The 20,824-nt window shown below is 35.4% G+C and carries 17 protein-coding genes and 2 pseudogenes; 5 read left to right on the plus strand and 14 right to left on the minus strand.

All coding sequences use genetic code 11. The features are described 5' to 3' along the window. Positions 1-233: 233 nt before the first annotated feature. The 3 genes from PT603_RS07045 to PT603_RS07055 all read left to right on the plus strand — a co-directional run bounded on the left by PT603_RS07045 (position 234) and on the right by PT603_RS07055 (position 5,059). Complete coding sequence (locus PT603_RS07045; protein WP_274238588.1) at positions 234-2,660, plus strand: aminotransferase class I/II-fold pyridoxal phosphate-dependent enzyme; 2,427 nt, start codon at positions 234-236, stop codon at positions 2,658-2,660. A gap of 524 nt (positions 2,661-3,184) precedes the next feature. Continuing rightward, entirely contained in the window at positions 3,185-3,847 is a 663-nt protein-coding gene (locus PT603_RS07050) for an ATP-binding cassette domain-containing protein (protein WP_309258589.1), read from the plus strand. A gap of 73 nt (positions 3,848-3,920) precedes the next feature. Then, a protein-coding gene (locus PT603_RS07055; RefSeq protein ID WP_238531040.1) for an IS3 family transposase occupies positions 3,921-5,059 on the plus strand; the annotation gives its coding sequence in 2 pieces (ribosomal slippage) (positions 3,921-4,182 and positions 4,182-5,059; 1,140 coding nt in all). Positions 5,060-5,217: 158 nt separating this feature from the next. Here PT603_RS07055 and PT603_RS07060 read toward each other — a convergent pair. The 5 genes and pseudogenes from PT603_RS07060 to mnmE all read right to left on the minus strand — a co-directional run bounded on the left by PT603_RS07060 (position 5,218) and on the right by mnmE (position 9,491). Further along, a complete protein-coding gene (locus PT603_RS07060) occupies positions 5,218-6,108 on the minus strand; it encodes a hypothetical protein (protein ID WP_008240394.1) in 891 nt (296 codons plus the stop codon). After that, positions 6,108-7,133, minus strand: a complete 1,026-nt coding sequence (locus PT603_RS07065; RefSeq protein WP_008240396.1) for a DGQHR domain-containing protein — start codon at positions 7,131-7,133, stop codon at positions 6,108-6,110. Before PT603_RS07065 ends, PT603_RS07060 begins: the two co-directional genes overlap by 1 nt. Positions 7,134-7,243: 110 nt before the next feature. Next, positions 7,244-7,618, minus strand: a pseudogene (locus PT603_RS13755) (DpnII family type II restriction endonuclease); the annotation flags it as partial. A 98-nt stretch (positions 7,619-7,716) separates the two neighbouring features. Next, a pseudogene (locus PT603_RS07070) lies at positions 7,717-8,080 on the minus strand (integrase core domain-containing protein). A gap of 10 nt (positions 8,081-8,090) precedes the next feature. Further along, the gene (gene mnmE / locus PT603_RS07075; RefSeq protein WP_008240399.1) at positions 8,091-9,491 is read right to left on the minus strand and encodes a tRNA uridine-5-carboxymethylaminomethyl(34) synthesis GTPase MnmE; all 1,401 of its coding nucleotides are present in this window, start codon (positions 9,489-9,491) and stop codon (positions 8,091-8,093) included. A 666-nt stretch (positions 9,492-10,157) separates the two neighbouring features. On the opposite strand from mnmE, the gene PT603_RS07080 reads away from it, so the two are divergent. After that, positions 10,158-10,709, plus strand: a complete 552-nt coding sequence (locus tag PT603_RS07080; RefSeq protein WP_008240403.1) for a GNAT family N-acetyltransferase — start codon at positions 10,158-10,160, stop codon at positions 10,707-10,709. A 2-nt stretch (positions 10,710-10,711) separates the two neighbouring features. Here the strand turns inward: PT603_RS07080 and PT603_RS07085 are convergent, their stop codons facing one another. The 7 genes from PT603_RS07085 to pyrR all read right to left on the minus strand — a co-directional run bounded on the left by PT603_RS07085 (position 10,712) and on the right by pyrR (position 17,003). Next, positions 10,712-12,088: an MBL fold metallo-hydrolase RNA specificity domain-containing protein gene (locus PT603_RS07085; RefSeq protein WP_008240405.1), complete on the minus strand. Its 1,377-nt coding sequence runs from the start codon at positions 12,086-12,088 to the stop codon at positions 10,712-10,714. After that, complete coding sequence (locus PT603_RS07090) at positions 12,088-12,939, minus strand: restriction endonuclease (RefSeq protein WP_008240406.1); 852 nt, start codon at positions 12,937-12,939, stop codon at positions 12,088-12,090. The genes PT603_RS07085 and PT603_RS07090 overlap by 1 nt, the downstream gene beginning before the upstream one ends. 66 nt (positions 12,940-13,005) lie before the next feature. After that, complete coding sequence (bshA, locus tag PT603_RS07095) at positions 13,006-14,133, minus strand: N-acetyl-alpha-D-glucosaminyl L-malate synthase BshA (RefSeq protein WP_008240408.1); 1,128 nt, start codon at positions 14,131-14,133, stop codon at positions 13,006-13,008. Positions 14,134-14,201: 68 nt separating this feature from the next. Further along, on the minus strand, positions 14,202-15,107 hold the full coding sequence (locus PT603_RS07100) for a ribonuclease Z (RefSeq protein ID WP_008240410.1): 906 nt from the start codon (positions 15,105-15,107) through the stop codon (positions 14,202-14,204). Between the two features lie 39 nt (positions 15,108-15,146). Further along, positions 15,147-15,479 (minus strand): hypothetical protein, encoded by a 333-nt coding sequence (locus tag PT603_RS07105; protein ID WP_008240411.1) that lies wholly within the window; start codon positions 15,477-15,479, stop codon positions 15,147-15,149. A 7-nt stretch (positions 15,480-15,486) separates the two neighbouring features. Continuing rightward, on the minus strand, positions 15,487-16,413 hold the full coding sequence (locus PT603_RS07110) for an aspartate carbamoyltransferase catalytic subunit (RefSeq protein ID WP_008240413.1): 927 nt from the start codon (positions 16,411-16,413) through the stop codon (positions 15,487-15,489). A 50-nt stretch (positions 16,414-16,463) separates the two neighbouring features. Next, a complete protein-coding gene (pyrR, locus tag PT603_RS07115; RefSeq protein WP_008240416.1) occupies positions 16,464-17,003 on the minus strand; it encodes a bifunctional pyr operon transcriptional regulator/uracil phosphoribosyltransferase PyrR in 540 nt (179 codons plus the stop codon). A 191-nt stretch (positions 17,004-17,194) separates the two neighbouring features. Between pyrR and PT603_RS07120 the strand changes: the two genes are divergently transcribed. Next, positions 17,195-17,962, plus strand: coding sequence for an energy transducer TonB (locus PT603_RS07120; RefSeq protein WP_008240418.1), 768 nt, complete (start codon positions 17,195-17,197; stop codon positions 17,960-17,962). 52 nt (positions 17,963-18,014) lie between these two features. Here the strand turns inward: PT603_RS07120 and rpsA are convergent, their stop codons facing one another. Together rpsA and cmk are read right to left on the minus strand one after the other, a co-directional pair. Further along, a complete protein-coding gene (rpsA, locus tag PT603_RS07125) occupies positions 18,015-19,778 on the minus strand; it encodes a 30S ribosomal protein S1 (protein WP_008240425.1) in 1,764 nt (587 codons plus the stop codon). A 263-nt stretch (positions 19,779-20,041) separates the two neighbouring features. Further along, entirely contained in the window at positions 20,042-20,731 is a 690-nt protein-coding gene (cmk, locus tag PT603_RS07130; RefSeq protein ID WP_008240432.1) for a (d)CMP kinase, read from the minus strand. Positions 20,732-20,824: the final 93 nt, after the last annotated feature.

Below are 20,824 nucleotides of genomic sequence, written 5' to 3' on the forward strand. Positions count from 1 at the left end.
CTGGTACTTTAATAACAGCATCAAATTAGGAAAATATTTCCATAACACAATGAAAATCAATTATTTAATTGTAATACTTATCTGAAAAGGATTATTACTGATCTGTAAGGGATTATTTGCCATATAAACTACCAATAAATCAAATTACATCATAAATAATAGCTAGCTTAATTACTGATTCACAACAATATGATCCCTTTTAGATATGTCAAATTCCATAATATAGAAGTAAAATGGCTAAAATTAAACGAAATAATTTTCTTGACACAGTGGATGAAGTGTTCACGGATGCCACTAAACAAGGCATATTACATTTATATGCAGATGGAGATACCTTCACCGGTAGAAAGATAAGTATATCCGGAAACCTTCTTTTTCATTTCGGAACAACAGGGTACCTAGGCCTGGAGCAAGATACTAGGTTAAAAAGTGCGGCTTCAGATGCAATCTTCAAATATGGAACTCAATTCCCCTTGTCAAAGACCTATATTTCACATCCACTTTATCGAATCCTGGAAGATAAAGTGACGAAGATGTATGGACACCCTATTATTATTACAAAAAATAGTACACTTGGTCATATGGGTGTAATACCAAGTGCTGTGGCTGATCAGGACGCAATCATATTAGATCATCAGGTTCATTGGAGTGTCCAAAGTGCTGCCAAAACATTAAAAACACGCAGTGTTCCTATTGAAATGATTCGTCATAATCACCTAAACATGCTGGAAGATAAAATCAAGAAACTGTCTATAAAGCACAAAAAAATATGGTACATGGCCGATGGACTTTATTCTATGTATGGGGATGAAGCTCCTATTTCAGATCTTATGGAGTTAAGTAATAAATATCCTCAACTCCATTTCTATTTTGATGATGTTCACGGAATGAGTTGGATTGGCAAGAATGGTACTGGTTTTGTTATGAGTAAATTAAAAGAACTACCGGAACATATACTTTTATTTGGCACTCTAAGTAAGACATTCGGTGCATCTGGAGCTGTACTGGTTTGTTCTAATAAAAAGATGCACCACAAGATTAAAACATTTGGAGGACCTCTTACGTTCTCTGCTCAACTTGAACCAGCTTCGGTGGCAGCAGCCATTGCCTCGGCTGACATTCATCTTTCGGATGAAATTTATCTATTACAAAATGAATTACAACAACGAATTCATCATTTTAACTCACTTTTAGAAAAAGCGCAACTTCCTTTAGTAGAAAAAAACAACTCTCCTGTTTTTTATATTGGAACAGGAACCCCTATTACAGGATACAATTTTGTAAATCGATTACTCAAAGAAGGCTTTTTTGTTAATCTGGGGATTTTCCCCGCAGTTCCAATTAAAAATACAGGAGTTCGTATTACAATATCAAGACATAATGAGAATGAAGAAATAAACGCACTTGTTCAAGCCATGGAATATCATTACCCAAAGGCTCTAGCCGACACCTACAGCTCACATTCCATAGTGCGTAAGGCGTTTAATCTAAAAACGGATAACACCAAAACAAAAAATGAAAATACGGACTTTGGTTTCTCTGTTCAGGTGGAAAATAGTATACACAAGATTGATAAAAAGGTGTGGAATTCCATTTTTGCCAATAAAGGAGTCTTTGATTGGGATGGGCTCTGTTTTCTAGAGAAAACGTTTTCTAAAAATGACAAAACGGAGGAAAATTGGAGCTTTTATTATTTCATTATCAGGGATCAGCATGATATCCCATTACTCGCCACATTTTTCACATATTCACTTTGGAAAGATGATATGTTGGCACCACAACAAGTCTCGGAGAAAATTGAAACCATTCGATTGAAAGATTCGTATCATATGACCTCGTATGTACTTAGCACTGGGTCTTTGTTTACTGAAGGAGAGCATCTCTATTGTAATACGTCTCATCCACTGTGGCAAAATGCCATGTATCAGTTATTTGAAGAGATAGAAAAACTAGATAACACACTAAAGTCCTCTATGATTGTATTCAGAGATTTTGAGGTTAATGAAGTTCTTAATGAATTCTTTCATAATCATGGTTATTTTAAAATCTCTATGCCGGAATCCTGCCAGTTAACAAATCTAAAATGGAAAGATACAAACAGTTATATTGATACATTATCTCCTAAATCCAGAAGGCATTTTAAAAATGATATTGGCCCCTTTGAACAACGTTTTAATATTGAAATTCTAAATACCATTAGCGGAGATCAAAGGGAACTCTTCTATTCACTATTTGAAAATGTAAGAAAAAACAATTTAGGACTTAACATCTTTAGTTTTCCTAAAAAGTTGTTTGAAAACATGTCTTGTGATAAAAATTGGGAGTTTATTGTTTTAAGCCTAAAATCGGAATATTCAAATAGACAACTTGACATACCAGTTGGAGTAATGTTTAGTTACAAAAATGCAGGTGGCACCTATGTTCCTTCTTTTGTAGGGATGGATTATGATTATGCCTTTGAACATCAAGTATATAGACAGTTACTGTTTCAAACTGTAAAAAGAGCCGGTGAATTAGGATTTTCTACCATTGATTTTGGAATGACTGCCGGATTTGAAAAAAGGAAAATTGGTGCCACTGTAACAGAAAAAGTAGCTTACATTCAAGCCAAGGATAACTTTCCCTTCGAGCAATTGGAAATAATGGGAAGTAAAGGGTAAAAATACCAATCTTTGATAATCATCGAGCTCCATTGAAAAAAATCAATTTAAATATTCGAAATTAATACCAAACACTATGGTTATATCGTACATACAAATACGCTCCATATCCTCATCCTGAACTAAATAAAACCAAAAAATCGTTCGTAGTTACGAACACATTACGAAAAATTCTCATATATATTGTGCAAATTTATCTCTGGAAAGTTAAATCAGGCAAGGTTGTCAAAACTAAAAAACTATAACCCATTTGACGACCTTGCTTTTTAAAATATGTCAATTGAAAGGATCAAATATGAATGCTCAAGGGTAAATCTTTAAGAATATTTCAAATGTTACGAATGAAAGGCTCCTCTTCCCTATTCGAAAATCGGAGGTTCTTAATGTTATGAAGTTACCGGCATTATAAAATTTAATAATAATTGTACTCCCAATATTATAATAAAAAGTACTCCAATTAACTATACGCTCTTAATTGGGTATTACATCTTAAATGCTACAGTTTGTAATGATAACATTTAAAAATGAAAATCAACCAAGCACATATTATCATTGAAAAAGGTGTGAAGTTCAATATTGGCTCTCCAAAAGAAGGATATATTAAATATGATTTTGACAAAATTATTGTTTACTTGGAAGCAAAAGGTAAACGGATATACGGCAATAAATTCAAAATTTATAAAGCTGACCACCCATTAATTTTCAAACTATGTTGCTATTTTATTAAAGACCACTTTAATTGTAAAAAATTTGGGATAGATATTAATAAGGGTATCCTCTTAAGTGGGCCAGTTGGATGTGGCAAAACAAGTCTAATGAAATTACTGAGGTATATAGTACCTCATATTCCTCATTATGAAGTAATCCCCACAAAAAATATTGTTTTTGGATTTAACAATATTGGATTCAAAATTATCGAAGAATATAATGATAAACAGGTGTATTGCTTTGATGATTTAGGTACCGAAACAACAGGTAAGTACTTTACAAATGTTTGCAATGTATTGGGAGACATTCTACTAGCTCGTCATAAATCCCTTATTAACCATCAAATAGTTACCCATGCAACCACTAACTTCAATTCTAATGAACTCAAAGAACATTATGGAAGCGATTTGCACTCGAAAATGCAAGAATTATTTAACTACATTTCATTTAAAAAAGGTACTAAAAATAAACATAGGTGATTTTGTAAGCTCCCCTAAAAACAGAACTGTTTAAAATTATAAAAATGATTAATTTTAAACCCAAGTTCAAAAGATGAAGAAGAGTAAATTTTCACCCCAACAAATCGCCAAGATTTTAAAAGAGTTTGACAACGGTAAAACGGCTGTTGAGATCAGTCGTGAATATGGTATAAGTACAGCTGCGTTCTACAAGTGGCGTGAGCGTTATTCCGGAATGAGTGGCAAGGAACTCAAGCGCCTAAAAGAACTGGAAGAAGAAAACCTCCGATTAAAACAAATGTATGCCTCCCTTGCTTTGGATCATCAGATGGCCAAAGAGATCATTGAAAAAAAGCTTTAAAGCCCTGTCGTAAACGCGCCATTAGCGAAGAACTGGCTCATTACGGCATTAGCAGGGCGTGTCGTGTACTGAATATGAGCAAGAGCGTGTACTACTATAAACCTTTACCTAAGGATGATCAAGGCATAGAAGAAGCCCTGCATCGTAGAGTTGAAGAAAAGCCGGAAGAAGGCTTTTGGATGGCTTATCACAGGCTAAGAAGAGAAGGACACCCATGGAACCACAAACGCGTATACCGTGTATATAAATATTTAGGTTTATCTATGAGGCGCAAAGTAAAAAAACGCCTACCAGCACGAGTTAAAGAACCTTTAGAAGTTCCAGTAAAGTCCAACCATACTTGGAGTATGGATTTTGTACACGATACCCTGGAGAACAAAAGAAAATTTAGGGCATTTACCATAGTTGATGATTTTAACCGAGAAGCCTTGCATATAGAGGTAGATTATTCCCTGACCAGCAAGAGGGTGGTTTATGTATTAAATCACTTGATTAACCGCCGAGGCAAACCAGATTATATTCGCATGGATAACGGATCTGAGTTTATAGCTAAGATAGCTGCCGAGTGGGCAGATTTACACGAGATCGAGTTTAAGTATATACAACCCGGCAAACCCACTCAGAACGCCTATATTGAACGATTTAATGGCACCTATAGAAGAGGAGTGCTCAATCGCTATATTTTTGATAACTTGGACCAGGTAAGAGAACAAACTCAGGTTGGGATGGATGATTACAATCATCACCGGCCACATGACGCTCTGGGCAACCTGCCACCAATTGAATACGCAAACAAAAATCTCAACAAGGCTAGCCTTGTTGAGATTGATCAAATAAATGATAATATTGTACTAAAGAACAGTTCTAATTAAAGGAAGTCAAGAGGAAGCCCCCAAAAAATGGTCTATGCCAATTAGACATTGGGGAGTAATCCTTGATCAGTTCTTAATCATATTTAAAAAAGGGCCAGCCTATAAAAAAGTCTAACCCCTGTTTCTAAAGTCTACACACTTTATGGGATAGTGTCTTTTTAAATTGTAACTGATTCATCAACTATTTCCAAATCTTTATAAGTACAATTATTAATAATCCTTTCAACTAAATAATTAGAATTATTATTAAACTTACTTTGTATATTTTGTTTTAATCCTGATAAAAATTTATTATAATAAGATCTGTAGTAAATATTTTTATTTGCTAAATAGTTTAAAATGTAAAAAATCATTTCTATTCTGCAAAGAGCAAGTTCTAAATTAGAATGTGAGAACTTATAAGGTTTTTCTAATTTAGAAATTATTGGATCCTTTTCAAATTCTTTTATTCTTTTTTTGTATGTAGGAATATCACAAATTAATTCATCGTAATAATAGTTACTTATTGAGTAATTAATCAAATTTCTAAGCATGGTTTCACTTCCATCTTTAAATCCTCTTATACCAATATTCCAAGATCTATTAATTGATTTTATATTTTTATAAATACTAAAATTATTATAAAATTTATCAAATTGATTTTGATGACTACCTGATGAAGCTGAAACCTTTTTAAATTGAAAATCGCCTTTAGTATAGTTTGATATTTTTATATTATAATACTGATTTAAATGAATATTAAAATTTAGAGATAATCTATTTAAGGCTTGAACAGCAAAAAAATTACTATAGTAAGTTGTTACAAAACCCCAACTTGATGACCCTGTAAGTAAAATGCTATCTGCTGCTAAAATATTAGTTATTGATTTTCTTAATAAGATTGTTATATCATTAAGTATATGATTACTAAGATTACTTATAACATATGTATCATCATCACTATCTTTTAGTATATTATTACTTAGATATTCTTTTAATGGTACTGAAGTTTCTCCTGTGCAATTTTTAAAAGAATATGCAATTTCATCTAGTGTTAAATGAGTTATCATTATTCACCGATTTCAAAAGAAAAATCCTCATCGTCACGTAGCGCTGCCCTTAAACGTGACAATAAAACTACTTTTGCTGCATCTTGGGCTTTTATACCTCCACCTGACATTGTATCTGTGTCAAATTTTAATTCACTAATTTTAGAAATCACATCAATACAAGTTTCTGTAGTGAATTTTTTATGTTTTTGTATAACTAAAGTAAAAATATCATAACAACTTTTTATTACAGCACCAAATCCAACTGTTTTTAAAAGCAATGTTGTACTATCTTCCCATTGTTCTAAAAAAACTGCTTTTATGGCTTTTAAATAAATATTGAAAATTTTATATTGGTCCTCAAAACCTAAACTCATAAAACTACCTTTTTTAGGCTCTACAAGAGGTTTAAGTAAATTAACAAACTCACTTAAAGAAATGCCTTTCCCTGCTTCACCTGTCATACGTACTTTATCATACATAGGGCTTTCCTCATCTTCATTTAAACGTTTAGCAATCTCAATTGCACGTCTCTCAGCTGTTACATCATGACCATCAAAATCAACTATTTCACCTTCAGTTATATTTAATAAATCTAAATACAATGAAACAGGAACGCCTTTTTGATTCTTATTTATTTTGATAAATAATTTTGCTTGTTCCACCTCATTTAATCTTACTGTCGCTACAACAGGCAAAAGAATATCATTATCTGCTAGATTAGCACCACCAACTCTATGTTGACCATCTATAATAAAGCCAATTGACTCTTCATCTAACTTAAGATATAATTTATCATTCTCAAATTTATATTTATCATTATCAATATTTACTAAAATTGAATTTGGTAAAAAACCAGAATCTTTATTTAAATAATTAGCAATTTGCTTTAAACGGCTAGAACTAAAAGATCTTTGATATCCTTTTTCTTTATCCTCTACACGTCTTGAAACACTAAATTTATCATATATTCTTTTTGCACTCATTGAGAATAAATATAAAATTTGACCATTTTGGTTAATCTCAATTGCATTAAATTCTTCCATAATTCTATTTATTTTAGTATTAATTTTAATAAACCACCTTTTAACCTTACTAAATTTAAAAGATAATCACCTTTATCAAAAAACTCACGTAATGGTCTTAAAGTTGTATGTCATCCTGCACAATCAGTAGCCCAAAGAAACTGAATTTTTTGATTTTTCCAAAAACGATTCATTTCAACAAATTCTGTAGCAGTAGATTTTAACATAGACACTCCGCCACCATTAAAATCACATTTGATAAAAAATAATTTACCGTTTTTGTTAATAACAAAATCTAATATACGTGACGATTTATCTACCGCAATATCTAAGCCCTAAACAACTTTTATTTTGGAAGCAGACGCTTGAGCTAAATATTATAAACTCAATTCTACACAAGTTTCTTTTACGAATTCTTTTGTAATTTTTCTCATTAAAGTAATACTTCCGTTTTTACGACCGTTACTGTCTAAACAAACTTCAATGCCAGTAGCATAGTCTACTAAATTTTTAACTTTTTAATTTTGAATAACTTCTTTTAATCCTGATTGTACCATAAAGTCAACCATTACGCTAATTTCTTCCTCTTGACCTCCTCCCATATTTAGGTACCGGTCATAACTAGAGAATCAAAGCTATTATCATTCATTTCGATATATTCGTTGGGGGACATTTCTTTCCACGAGTTGTGCGGTCTAAAGGCGTTATAGTCCTTTCTCCAAATATCGAACTTTTCCAGTGAATCTACCAAAGAAAAAAACCAATTCGTTCAGGTATTCATCTCTGAACGAACCGTTGAAGCTCTCGATAATCGGATTGTCGGTAGGTTTTCCAGGTCTTGAGAAGTCTAGCTCAATCCCGTGCTCGTATGCCCACTTGTCCAATATTTTATTGATGAACTCGCTCCAGTTATCCACTTTGATGCGTTTTGGGAGTACTTGACCTCCAAAAGTAATGATTTCCATCACTTGTACGACATCACTTCCCGATACAGAAGTTAGCAAATATATTACCTAGTAATTCATCATTAGTGACTTGTCCAGTGATTAGTCCGAACTGATATAGAGCTTCTCGGATATCAATGGCCATTAAATCTGCTGGCAGTCCGCTTTGAAGACCCCATTTAACCTTTTCAATCTCTTCTAATGCCTTTAATAAAGCATCATAATGTCTGCTATTGGTGACTATGGTTTCATTATTACGTAAAGCTCCAGTATTGACAAAGGAAAGTAACTGTTCCTTTAAGGCATCTACTCCCTCCTTCTGTTTTGCAGATACAAATAGTAGTGTTTGTGCAGCCCTCAATTCATTTTTTATATTGTCAATTTGGTTCTCCGATAATTTATCCTTTTTATTTACCAGAACTACCAATGGCTTTTGAGGGTATTGATTTTTTATTTTCTCCAATTCCACACGCACCTTATCGGTACCACTCTCTGCTAATTGGCCTCCATCTATCAAATAAATAACCACTTGTGCCTGTCCAATTTTCTCAAAAGTCTTTTGAATACCAATACTCTCCACTACATCCTGTGTTTCACGGATGCCTGCTGTATCAATAAAACGAAATCCTATTCCATTAATCACAAGTTCATCCTCAATGGTATCTCTAGTAGTTCCAGCTATATCAGATACAATCGCACGTTCTTCATTTAGCAAAGCATTAAGCAGGGTTGATTTCCCCACATTAGGCTCTCCAACAATAGCTACAGGAATACCGTTTTTTATCACATTACCTACAGCAAAAGAATCTATCAGACGCTTTAGCACAAATTCAATTCGATCAAGTAAAGCTCCAAACTGACCTCTATCAGCAAATTCAACATCTTCTTCAGCAAAATCCAATTCTAACTCAATAAGGGATGCAAAATTTAATAGTTCTTCTCTTAGCTTTTCTATTTCAGATGAAAACCCACCTCGCATTTGTTGCATGGCAATCTGGTGACTCGCTTCCGTATCTGATGCAATCAAATCAGCCACTGCCTCAGCCTGAGACAAGTCCAATTTTCCATGAATAAAAGCACGAAGTGTAAATTCTCCAGCCTCTGCCATACGGGCTCCCTTTCGAAGCAGTAATTGAACCAACTGTTGCTGAATATAAGGAGATCCATGGCAAGACAATTCAACAACATCCTCCCCAGTATAAGAATTCGGGTTTTTAAATAGTGATAACAGTACCTGGTCTAATACCTTTGCTCCATCTACAATATGCCCTAAATGAATCGTATGTGTTGGTTGTTTTCTAATATCCTTTCCTGACACCGATTGAAATACCTCAGCGGCAATAGAAACAGCTTCTGGTCCTGAAAGACGTATTACAGCAATAGCTCCTGCTCCTGAAGGAGTAGCCAAGGCAACAATGGTATCAGTAGAAATCATATACTTATATTTTGCTGCAAAAATACAAATTTAAGATGCAACCTTTCGTTGTATTCAAACATACCACCCTTCTCGAGTTGCTTTCTATCTAAATACGGGCTATGTTTGCCTTGATTAGTTATTATAGTAAGTAGTAATTCATAAAATTTTGTCTTATGCTTCACTTTTTGACAGCCCAAATTATCTTCCAGAGTTAAGAAGCACTCGCGAGTGTGCTTCCCCTTCCTGTATGGCTTTATGTACTAACTCTTCCCGCAGCATACCCGGGTATTAACTCGCAGCATAAAACCAATACTATATCAGGAGTTTTACAAAGGTATTTTTAATAACATTAATAGGATTAAAAATGGCTAAAGGAAAAAACTTAAAACCTGCCAAGGTTGACGCTAAGGCGCGCAAACAAGAAAAAATTCAAAAGAAACTAGAAGAAAAGCAAAACAAGAAAAGACGTTAACTAGGTTTTCAAATAATTTCTAATACAAGACAGAAGTAAGAACAGTATGTACTGTTTAAATACCTCAGGTAGTAACCATAAAGCCACTTGTCAAACCTGAATAAGTGGCTTTTCTCTGCATTCTTTAAAATGAGCTGTTTTTGACAAGAAAAATACCTTACTTTTAGTAGTCTATCTTGTTTGCAAAACCTAACTCTATAACATGCACAACCATGGAATACACCCTAGCCACAACTGAAATCGAATTACAACAAATACTTCACATTCAACAAGAGAATTATCTTTCAAATGTTTCTTCGGATAAAAAAGTGTCTGATGGTTTTGTAACGGTTCAACATAGTCTAGAACTTCTTAGTAAAATGAATCAAAGTGCCCGACAGGTAATAGCTATTGATAAAGGGATGGTTGTTGGCTATGCTCTAGTGATGACTAAGGAATTTAGCTCACATATTCCAGTATTGGGTCCCATGTTTGAGACCTTTAAAAAGATTAGCTACCAAGGGAAAATTCTTGACAATTATTCTTTTTATGTAATGGGTCAAATTTGTATTAGTGAGACTTATAGAGGACAAGGAATTTTTAGAGAACTCTATAACACCCACAAAAGATACTATTCAGATTCTTTTGATCTATGCGTAACCGAGGTTTCCACCAGTAACCAGCGCTCCATGAAAGCCCATGAAAGTATAGGCTTTAAAACCATTCATACATTTGAAGATGAAACAGACCAATGGAACATTATTGTTTGGGATTGGAATAAATAATCCTATTCCCCTATAATGATTTCTCGTATTTCATATAACTCCGGAATGTTTACATGCCACTGATACCTGGACTCTATTTCCTTTTTGAGTTCCGCAGCAGCTTCCGCTTCCCCATGAATTAAAAAAACTTGCTCAGGAATGTTCTTTAACTCAGAAACCCAGGCTAAAAGTTCTTCCTTATCCGCATGAGCTGAAAGACTTTCCAAATGGGATACAGAGGCTTGTACAGGTATTTGTTTTCCATGTATTTTTAATTCTTCTTTACCTTCCAACAAATCACGCCCCCTTGTACCTTCTGCCATAAACCCGACAAGCAGTACATGAGTTGTAGATACATCCAATAGTTGTTGTAAATAAGTAAGAATTCGGCCTCCAGTTATCATTCCACTACCAGCTATGACTAATTTAGGCCTTGGATCATCAATGGTTTCCCACGTTTCTGCATACGATTCTACAATGTTAAAATGATTACACATGGCAGCGCACTGCTGGGGTGAAAGTTTATGCCAATCTGTAAAGTCATTAAAAACTGATAAAATCTGACTCCCCATTGGGCTATCCATCACCATAGGAATTGGTGGTATCTTGCCACTTCTATATAACTCCCATAATAGATACATCAAGGATTGTGTACGCTCTACAGCAAAACTAGGAATCAATAAAACACCTTGTTGCTCAAGGGTATCATGAATCAGATCCATTAACAATTGAGGAACATCTTCCTCGGGATGATTTCTATCTCCATAGGTACTTTCCAAAAACAAATAATCAGCATTCAAAGGACGCTTAGGTGGATTAAGCAATACATCCTCTTGTCTACCTATATCACCAGAAAACACAAATATTTTACCAAAAATGGAAAGCTCAATAAAAGTAGCTCCAATAATATGCCCATTGTATTGAAAACGATAGGAGATATGTTCACTCAGTTGGTGCCAGGTTGAAACCTCAGCTGCTTTAAAATGAGTCAAGGTATTTTCAACATCTTCTACGGTATACAAAGGCTCTGCTGGATGATGCTTACTATATCCTTTAGCATTGGCATCTTCAGCATCTTCTTCCTGAATCTTGGCACTATCACGTAATATCACTTCAGCAACTCTAAGTGTAGGTGAAGTTCCGATTATTGACCTTCTAAATCCTTGATTGTATAATCGAGGAAGATAGCCTACATGATCTAAGTGACCATGGGTAAGTAAAACTAGATCAATTTCAGAAGCCGGTATTGGAAGGTACTCCCAATTAAGAGCCCGAAGCTCCTTTAAACCTTGAAAAAGACCACAGTCTATAAGTATTGTTGCCTCAGAGGTTTCAAGTAAAAACTTTGAACCGGTAACAGTCCCGGATGCTCCCAAAAAATGAATACGAACTCTTTCCATTACACCTGTGTTAAATTTGACAAATACGCCAATTCATTTAAAATCCGATTCTTTCTTGGGGCCCTTATTCCTATCTTATCAAGCAGTGAGGTATGCTTTAATACATCCCTGCTTAATACCATCTTTTCATCTAAAAGCATTTGTTTTTCAGCTTTAGTTAGCATCGTACTACAGGTTAGGGGATGCAATCCAAACTGCTCAATAATATCTTTTAAAGAATTTCCTTTAGGAAAGTCCCAACTTAATAATCGTAGACCAACACAGGTACCGTACTGTTCGGCATCCTTTGTGAAACGGGTGTTTGTGACGACCCAACCTTCTGTGATATCACCTGGTTGATGATGAATGCCAGAGGCAGTGAGATCATCAAATCGAGCTTTTATATATAAGGGTATTTTCACATCACAGGTACGTGATTGATCAGAATGAAATTTACATTCAACCATCGAAACATGCCCCTCTTTTAACGCTAATACATCTACCTCATGAGTCACACAATGGCCTTGAAGTTGGACTCCCACTTGGGTATTATATCCCATATGACTCAGCACTTCACCGATAAAAATCTCAAATGGAAACCCTGTGGGTCCTAACTCGAACAAGGCTTTCTTTAATTTGTATTTAGAGGCCATGTACCCTTGTTCTTTACGTAGTAATGCAAATGCACGTTTGTAAATTTGTTGAGTGGTAGTATCCTCTTCTAACATAGGAAGAATCCTGGCTACAATAGTTTGAGCTTGTGTTTTAGAAGCACCACTCCTCACTAATGAGCGCGTCAATTTATCTTCGGAAAAAGCAACTACTTCTCCCGTTGTTTTTCGTACAGTTCTAATACGGTTACTTGATTTCAATAGTCTATGGCTTTCTCCTAAAGGTACTAATTTTAACCCGTAAAGCCTTAGCTATATACTACAATTTTACACCGAAGTAAAAGCTTTTTGATACACAGCTTCATAGAAGGGAACAACTGCCTGAATATCAAATTTTAACGCAGCCTTATAAGCCTGTTTCTTAAATATATTTAGTACTGATTCATCCTTAAGAATTGTCAATGCATTCGCTGCCATATCTTCAATATCGCCAACATTACTCAAATACCCCGAATACCCATGTACATTTACCTCAGGAATACCTCCAGTATTACTTGAAATTACAGGAACCCCATTAATCATAGCTTCTAACGCCGCTAATCCAAAACTTTCTGTTTCAGACGGCAATAAAAACAAATCCGAAAAATGAAGAATACGATCTATTTCATTACTGTTTCCTAAAAACAATACCTTGTCAGTAATACCTAACTGTTCACACAAATACTCAGCATGCTCCTTTTCAGGTCCCTCACCTACCATTATTAGCTTTGCAGACATGGATTGTTGAATGCGATTAAAAATATGGATCACATCTTTAATTCGTTTCACTTTTCTAAAATTACTGATATGTGTAATGATACGTTCATTATCTCCTGCCATCATGGAACGATGACAGTCAGAAAACTGTTTAGGATATTGAGAGGCATCTATAAAATTTGGAATCACCGCTATATCTTTCTTAATGGAAAACAACCTCAATGTATCCTCTTTTAAACTCTGAGAAACAGAGGTAACCACATCTGATTTATTAATACTAAATGTCACAGCCGGTTTGTAAAATGGATGACTTCCAACCAAGGTTATATCAGTACCGTGTAAGGTGGTAACCATGGGAATATAAATCCCTTCTTCTTCAAGCATTTTCTTTGCCATATACCCGGCATACGCATGCGGTATTGCATAATGTACATGTAACAGTTCAATTCCATGTAACTTTACCATATCCACAAGCTTACTAGATAAAGCTAGTTCATAGGGCTGATAATGAAATAAGGCATAATTAGGAACATGCACTTCATGAAAGTATACATGTTGATTTAGCAGTGCCAATCGCACTGGTTGCTTATAGGTAATAAAGTGTATTTCATGACCTCTACTAGCCAAAGCTAACCCTAATTCGGTAGCCACAACTCCACTACCTCCGAAGGTAGGGTAACATACTATTGCTATTTTCATTTGATACAAATTGTATTTTAAGGAGCTACCCTATCTCAGCTGCTTACCTTTACTCCGTTTCTAGATCTCTAAATTACAAATTCCTTTCCATCTTCAGCCAAAAAAACAGGCTCAAAAACAGTTTCTGCCTCATCTTTAAACACCCCTAAACTTGAATACCGTGTTGAATAATGACCTAAGATTAGCATACCTACTTCAGAGGCTTTGGCAATTTCAGCCGCCTGTCTGGCGGTGCTATGTCCGGTCTTTTCAGCCAAATCAGCATGCTGATGTAAAAAGGTTGACTCATGATACAAAGCAGTCACACCCCGCAACAAGGAAACATTCTCAGGCACATACTTGGTATCACTACAAAAGGCATAACTTTTAGCAGGGGAAGGATCATAAGTAAGGAGTGAATTAGCTAGTACAGTCCCATCATCTAATACTACATCCCTACCATTTTTTATGTTCTGATAATAACAGATGTCGATATTATATTCCTCAGCAGCTACCCTATTGAGTTTGCGCTCACCAGGTTGTTCAGCAAATAAAAAACCATTGGCATATACTCTATGCTTTAGAGGGATGGTCTTAACAACGACCTTTTCATCTTCAAAAATAACTTCGGAACAAGTGGTTGTCAATTCATGAAAATACAAAGGAAAACTAGTCCAAGAACTACCAAGCTTTAAAAGTAGCGTAATAGCTTCTTTAATTCCCTTCGGACCATAAATATGCAATTCTGCCTGTCTACCTAAAAGCTGAAATGTAGCTATAAGTCCTGGCAAACCAAAAAAGTGATCCCCATGTAAATGCGAAATAAAAATATGTTTAATACGTGCAAACCGTACTTGACTGTTACGTAACCGTACTTGGGTTCCTTCACCACAATCTATCAAAAATAGATGTCCTTTTATCTCTAGCACTTGTGCTGTTGGATTATTATTGGCTTTAGGAGTGGCGCTATAACAGCCTAATATTGTAAGTTTCATGTATAAAGTTTCTCCATTATTGGGAAACGGATTCGCTAATTAAAAGTCCAAATCCCGTTCTATTTCTTCCATTTCAATTAGATCAAATGCTTCCTGTAAGGTTGGGACAACTTCCAGAGTGTCCGGAACAGCATCGAAACTAATTTTATCAGTCACAATTACAAAAGATTTTTTTTCTTTGCGATGTGAATCAGACATAGGTAAAAATTCCAATAACTGACCTACCGTAAGTGTAGACAGTGAGAAAAGATTAATTACAATATTATCTGACTTAAATGAAGCATATTCTCCATTTAGACGATTCATAAAAGTTGGTAAATCTAATGACTCATTAGATACCACCGTAGTGTTTTCATTTTTATCAATAATCATAGCACAATTATTTTATTTTTGAAGCTAATAAATAAATAACTGCCATACGTATGGCCACTCCATTCTCCACTTGATGAAGAATTATGGATTGCTTAGAATCGGCTACATCACTGGTTATCTCTACACCTCTATTAATAGGACCTGGGTGCATAATAACTATTTCTTTGGATAGCGAGTCCAGCATTTTCTTTGTAACGCCAAACTGCTGTGAATATTCTCTAGTGCTTGGAAAATAGCTGATATCCATGCGTTCATTTTGAACACGCAACATATTAGCGACATCACACCATTCCAAGGCTTTAACCAAATTAGTCTCAACCTCCACACCTAGGGAGGTAATATATTTCGGGATGAGTGTTTTAGGGCCGCACACTTTCACCTGAGCTCCTTGCAATTGTAAAGCAAAAATATTGGATAAAGCGACTCTTGAGTGGAGTATATCCCCTACAATTACTACTTTTTTACCGGCAACATCTCCTAGTTTTTCTCTAATAGAATACGAATCTAGTAATGCTTGTGTAGGATGTTCATGAGCTCCATCCCCAGCATTTATAATACTCGCCTTCACATGTTTAGATAAAAAAATACCCGCTCCGGGATTGGGATGACGCATCACCACCATATCGACCTTCATGGACAGTATGTTATTTACGGTATCGATCAATGTCTCCCCTTTAGTCACAGAGGATTGGGAAGCGGAAAAATTGATAATATCAGCAGAGAGACGCTTTTCGGCCAACTCAAAAGAAAGCTTAGTACGGGTACTATTTTCAAAAAACAAGTTAGCAATAGTAATATCGCGTAAAGAAGGTACCTTTTTAATAGGGCGATTAATAACCTCCTTAAAATGATCGGCTGTCTCAAAAATAAGCTGAATATCTGCTTCATTGAGATACTTAATACCTAGTAAGTGATTTACACTTAGTTCACTCATGTTCCTTAGTTTAAATACAAAAACAGCAAGGAAATCCTTGCTGACGGGTCTTATTTATGTACCAGATAAACAATATCTTCTCCGGCATTTTCTTTCCAGTGTACTAATACTTTTTCATTATTGATAGCATCTACTTGTCTACCTCTGTAATTGGGTTGAATAGGTAAATGTCTACTAAAACGACGATCGATAAGGGTAAGTAATTCTACTTCCGATGGGCGTCCAAAAGATTGAATTGCGGTAAGTGCAGAATTGATGCTACGTCCAGTATATAACACATCATCAATAAATACCACCTTTTTATTTTCAACAATAAAATCAATTTGCGTAGAGTTCGCCTCCAGGGGTTTTGTACCTCTACGAAAATCATCTCTGAAAAAGGTAATATCCAAATACCCTAATTTGATATCATGAATACCATACTCGTCTCTTAGTAACCCTACTAACCTATTGGCTAGAAAAGTACCTCTTGGCTGAATACCAACCAATACCGTATCACTAAAGTCTAAGTGGTTTTCAATGAGTTGACAGGCCAAACGATGGAGTATTATATCAATTTCTTTGGCTGTAAGTAGGACTCTTTCACTCATAATGGATTCCCAAATCGTATTGGAGGGTAAAATTACGGAATTTTACAATAGTAAAAAACAGTTTTTGTTCCCATATTTTATCATGTATTTACCTTTTACTAAAGTGGAGACCTATACCCGTAAAACGTTCTTAAAGAAATAATGGTACGTTAATTGATTGCTTTTTCTTACGAATCTAACATCCTAAGCACATGAAAAACAATCATTCACGAGCTAATGGTCACAAATTAGACCATAGCTCACTATTGGAGAAAAAGCGATCTGTAAGTCTACAGAAAAGAGGATACCTCCACTTTCCACTAGGACTTATCACCAGCTTGTTGCTGTGTTATTTTTTACTTGAAGCATCCTTTACTATGGCAACTCCAACAATTGAGACTGCCAGTCACACAGAGGATTTACTATGGCTAGAAACTACACCTCCAGTCATTCCTGTTAAAAAGGAAATTCCCCAAAAGAGGCAAACTTCCGCAGTTGTCATTACAGACCTACTCACTATTTCTGATATTGATAATCCAACTGAAGATGTGTTCACAACCACTCTACTAACAGACTCTATAGAAGTCATAACTCCTCCTGAAATACATGTCATTGAAGATCCTGAAGAAGTATTTATTTTTGATCATGTAGAAAGTAAACCTATGTTTGCAGAATGTGAAAACGTCGAAGCAAAAGACCAGTTAGCGTGCTTTAAAAAACAATTAGACAAGCATGTTCTAAAAACATTTAAATATCCTTTAGAAGCCAAAAACCTACAGATTCAAGGTAAAGTGTATGTCGTATTTAAGATCAATAAAGACGGTACTGTTTCTATTATGAATACTAAAGGTCCCGCTAAATTACTGGAAGCTGAAGCGGAGCGAATCATTGAAAAACTACCTCCTCTTATTCCTGGAAAAAGTGGTGGCCGATCAGTTTCGGTAAGTTTTGCCTATCCTATCGTATTCAAATTACAATAAAAGTAAAAGCCCCGCAATGCGGGGCTTTAATATGATTCAAGAAAACGAAGGATTATTTCCCTCCTTTTTCCATTTTATCTTTAAGTTCTTGAAGAACATCGAAATCACCTAAAGTTGATTTTTCAACTTGAGTTGATGAAGTGCTAACAGCAGCAGCTTTTACATTCTTCTCCTCTTCTTCTTTGAAGATAGCGGTATGAGAAGCAACTACTCTCTTGAATTCTTTATTGAACTCAATGATTTTGAAATCAGCAGATTCTCCTTTTTTCAATTTCTTACCGTCTTCTTTTTCTAAGTGACGAGCAGGTACAAATGCTACGATATCTTCGTTGAAGTTAATAGTAGCTCCTTTGTCAACGATTTCGTCAATCTCACCTTGGTGAACAGTTCCTACTGCAAACTCCTCTTCGTACTTATCCCAAGGGTTTTCTGTAGTCTGCTTATGACCTAATGACAATTTGCGTCCTTCTACATCCAATTCCAATACAACTACATCTAACTTGTCACCTACGTTAACAAATTCAGATGGATGCTTGATTTTCTTAGTCCAAGAAAGGTCAGAGATATAGATCAAACCATCAATACCCTCTTCCAATTCTACGAATACACCAAAGTTAGTGAAGTTACGTACGATACCAGAGTGCTTAGACCCTACAGGATACTTAGCAGTGATATCAGTCCATGGATCTTGAGTCAATTGCTTGATTCCAAGAGACATTTTACGCTCTTCTCTATCAAGAGTCAATACTACAGCCTCTACCTCATCACCAACATTTACGAAGTCTTGAGCAGAGCGTAAGTGAGTAGACCATGACATTTCAGAAACGTGGATAAGACCTTCAACACCTTCAGCTACTTCAATAAAGGCACCGTAATCAGCGATAACAACTACTTTACCTTTAACTTTGTCACCAACTTTGATGTCTTCACCTAAAGCCTCCCAAGGATGCTTCTGTAACTGCTTAAGACCTAATTGAATACGTGATTTGTTATCATCAAAATCAAGGATAACAACGTTCAATTTCTGATCAAGCTCTACAACCTCGTTCGGGTGGTTGATACGAGACCAAGAAAGGTCGGTGATGTGGATCAATCCGTCTACTCCACCAAGGTCGATGAACACTCCATAAGAAGTGATGTTTTTCACCACACCTTCTAGTACTTGTCCTTTTTCTAATTGACCGATGATTTCTTTCTTTTGCTCTTCAATATCAGCCTCGATAAGTGCTTTATGAGATACAACTACGTTCTTAAATTCGTGGTTAATTTTAACCACTTTGAATTCCATAGTTTTATTAACATATTGATCGTAATCGCGGATAGGCTTCACATCGATTTGAGATCCTGGCAAGAATGCCTCGATTCCAAATACGTCCACGATCATACCTCCTTTGGTTCTGCATTTTACAAAACCATTTACGATTTCGCCTTTGTCGTGTGCTTCGTTTACACGATCCCATGCTTTGATGGTACGTGCTTTACGGTGAGAAAGTACTAATTGTCCTGATCTGTCTTCACGAACGTCGATCAAAACTTCTACTTTGTCTCCTACCTTAAGGTTAGGATTGTAACGGAATTCATTCAAAGAGATTACACCTTCACTTTTCGCATTGATATCAATGATAGCTTCTCTTTCTGTTAAATGAACTACAGTTCCTTCAACTACTTCTTCATCGGCAGTGTCAACAAAGTTATTCTCTACCAGTGTTTCGAATTCTTTTAATTTCTCTTCTTCAACTTGTTCAATTCCTTCTTGATAGTTGTGCCAGTTAAAATTGGCTAAGAATTCTTCAGTGTTTGCTTTAGTTTCAGCCATTGCTGATAATAAATTTGTATTCTGCAAATATTCAAGAGGTTACGTATAATAGTTACAGAAGTGTTATCTATCGTTTTTAGTACAATTCCCTTTTCCTCTTGTGGTCTACGTAAAAGGTGCGCAAAAGTACAACTAAAAAATCTGTTTAACAAATAATTACGCTTCAAATAACTTGTAAAACACGCATTTACACTTCTTAAGAAATGGATCAATAAAAAAGGACACCCCAAACAGAGTGTCCTTATCATTTATTTTTAGTGCTCTTAAGCTTCAATAATACGCTTAGCAAATGCCAAGATACGCTCGAATTGCTCCTCAATTCCCATATCAGTATTGTCAAACTCAATGGCGTCAGCAGCACGCTTTAATGGAGAATCTTCACGAGTACTATCAATAAGATCACGCCTTTGCTCACTTTCAAGTACATCCTCATACTGAACCTCTTCACCTCTGTCAATTAACTCCTTATAACGACGCTTGGCACGTATAGCTGGCGTTGCCGTCATGAATAGTTTCATTTCTGCATCCGGAAAAACGACCGTCCCAATATCACGACCATCCATTACTACTCCTTTTTCTTTCCCCATTTCCTGTTGTTGTTCCACAAGCTTTTGACGCACTTCGGACACTTCAGCTATACGGGATACATTGCGAGAAATATCCATAGTTCGTATCGCTTTGGTTACATTTTCCCCATTTAGATAGGTCTCTGAAAACCCTAAATCCTCATTGTATTTAAAGCTGATTTGTATTTCAGGTAATGCTTTAATAAGATCCTCTATAGAAACTTCTCCGTTGGAAATAATCCCTTTCTGTATAGCAAAATAGGTAACGGCACGGTACATAGCACCAGAATCTACGTATACATAATTAAGCGCTTGGGCTAACTTCTTGGCAATGGTACTCTTCCCTGTAGAAGAAAAACCATCAATAGCAATGGTAATTTTTTTCATGTGATATGATGAATTATTGTAAGTTGACAGCTACCTCAAACAAATAAGTATTGGAAGTTATGCTGTATTTTGCAAAGGTATAATGAAATTTCA

It is taken from the genome of Imtechella halotolerans (assembly GCF_028743515.2).
In the GTDB taxonomy this organism is placed as follows: Bacteria; Bacteroidota; Bacteroidia; order Flavobacteriales; family Flavobacteriaceae; genus Imtechella; species Imtechella halotolerans.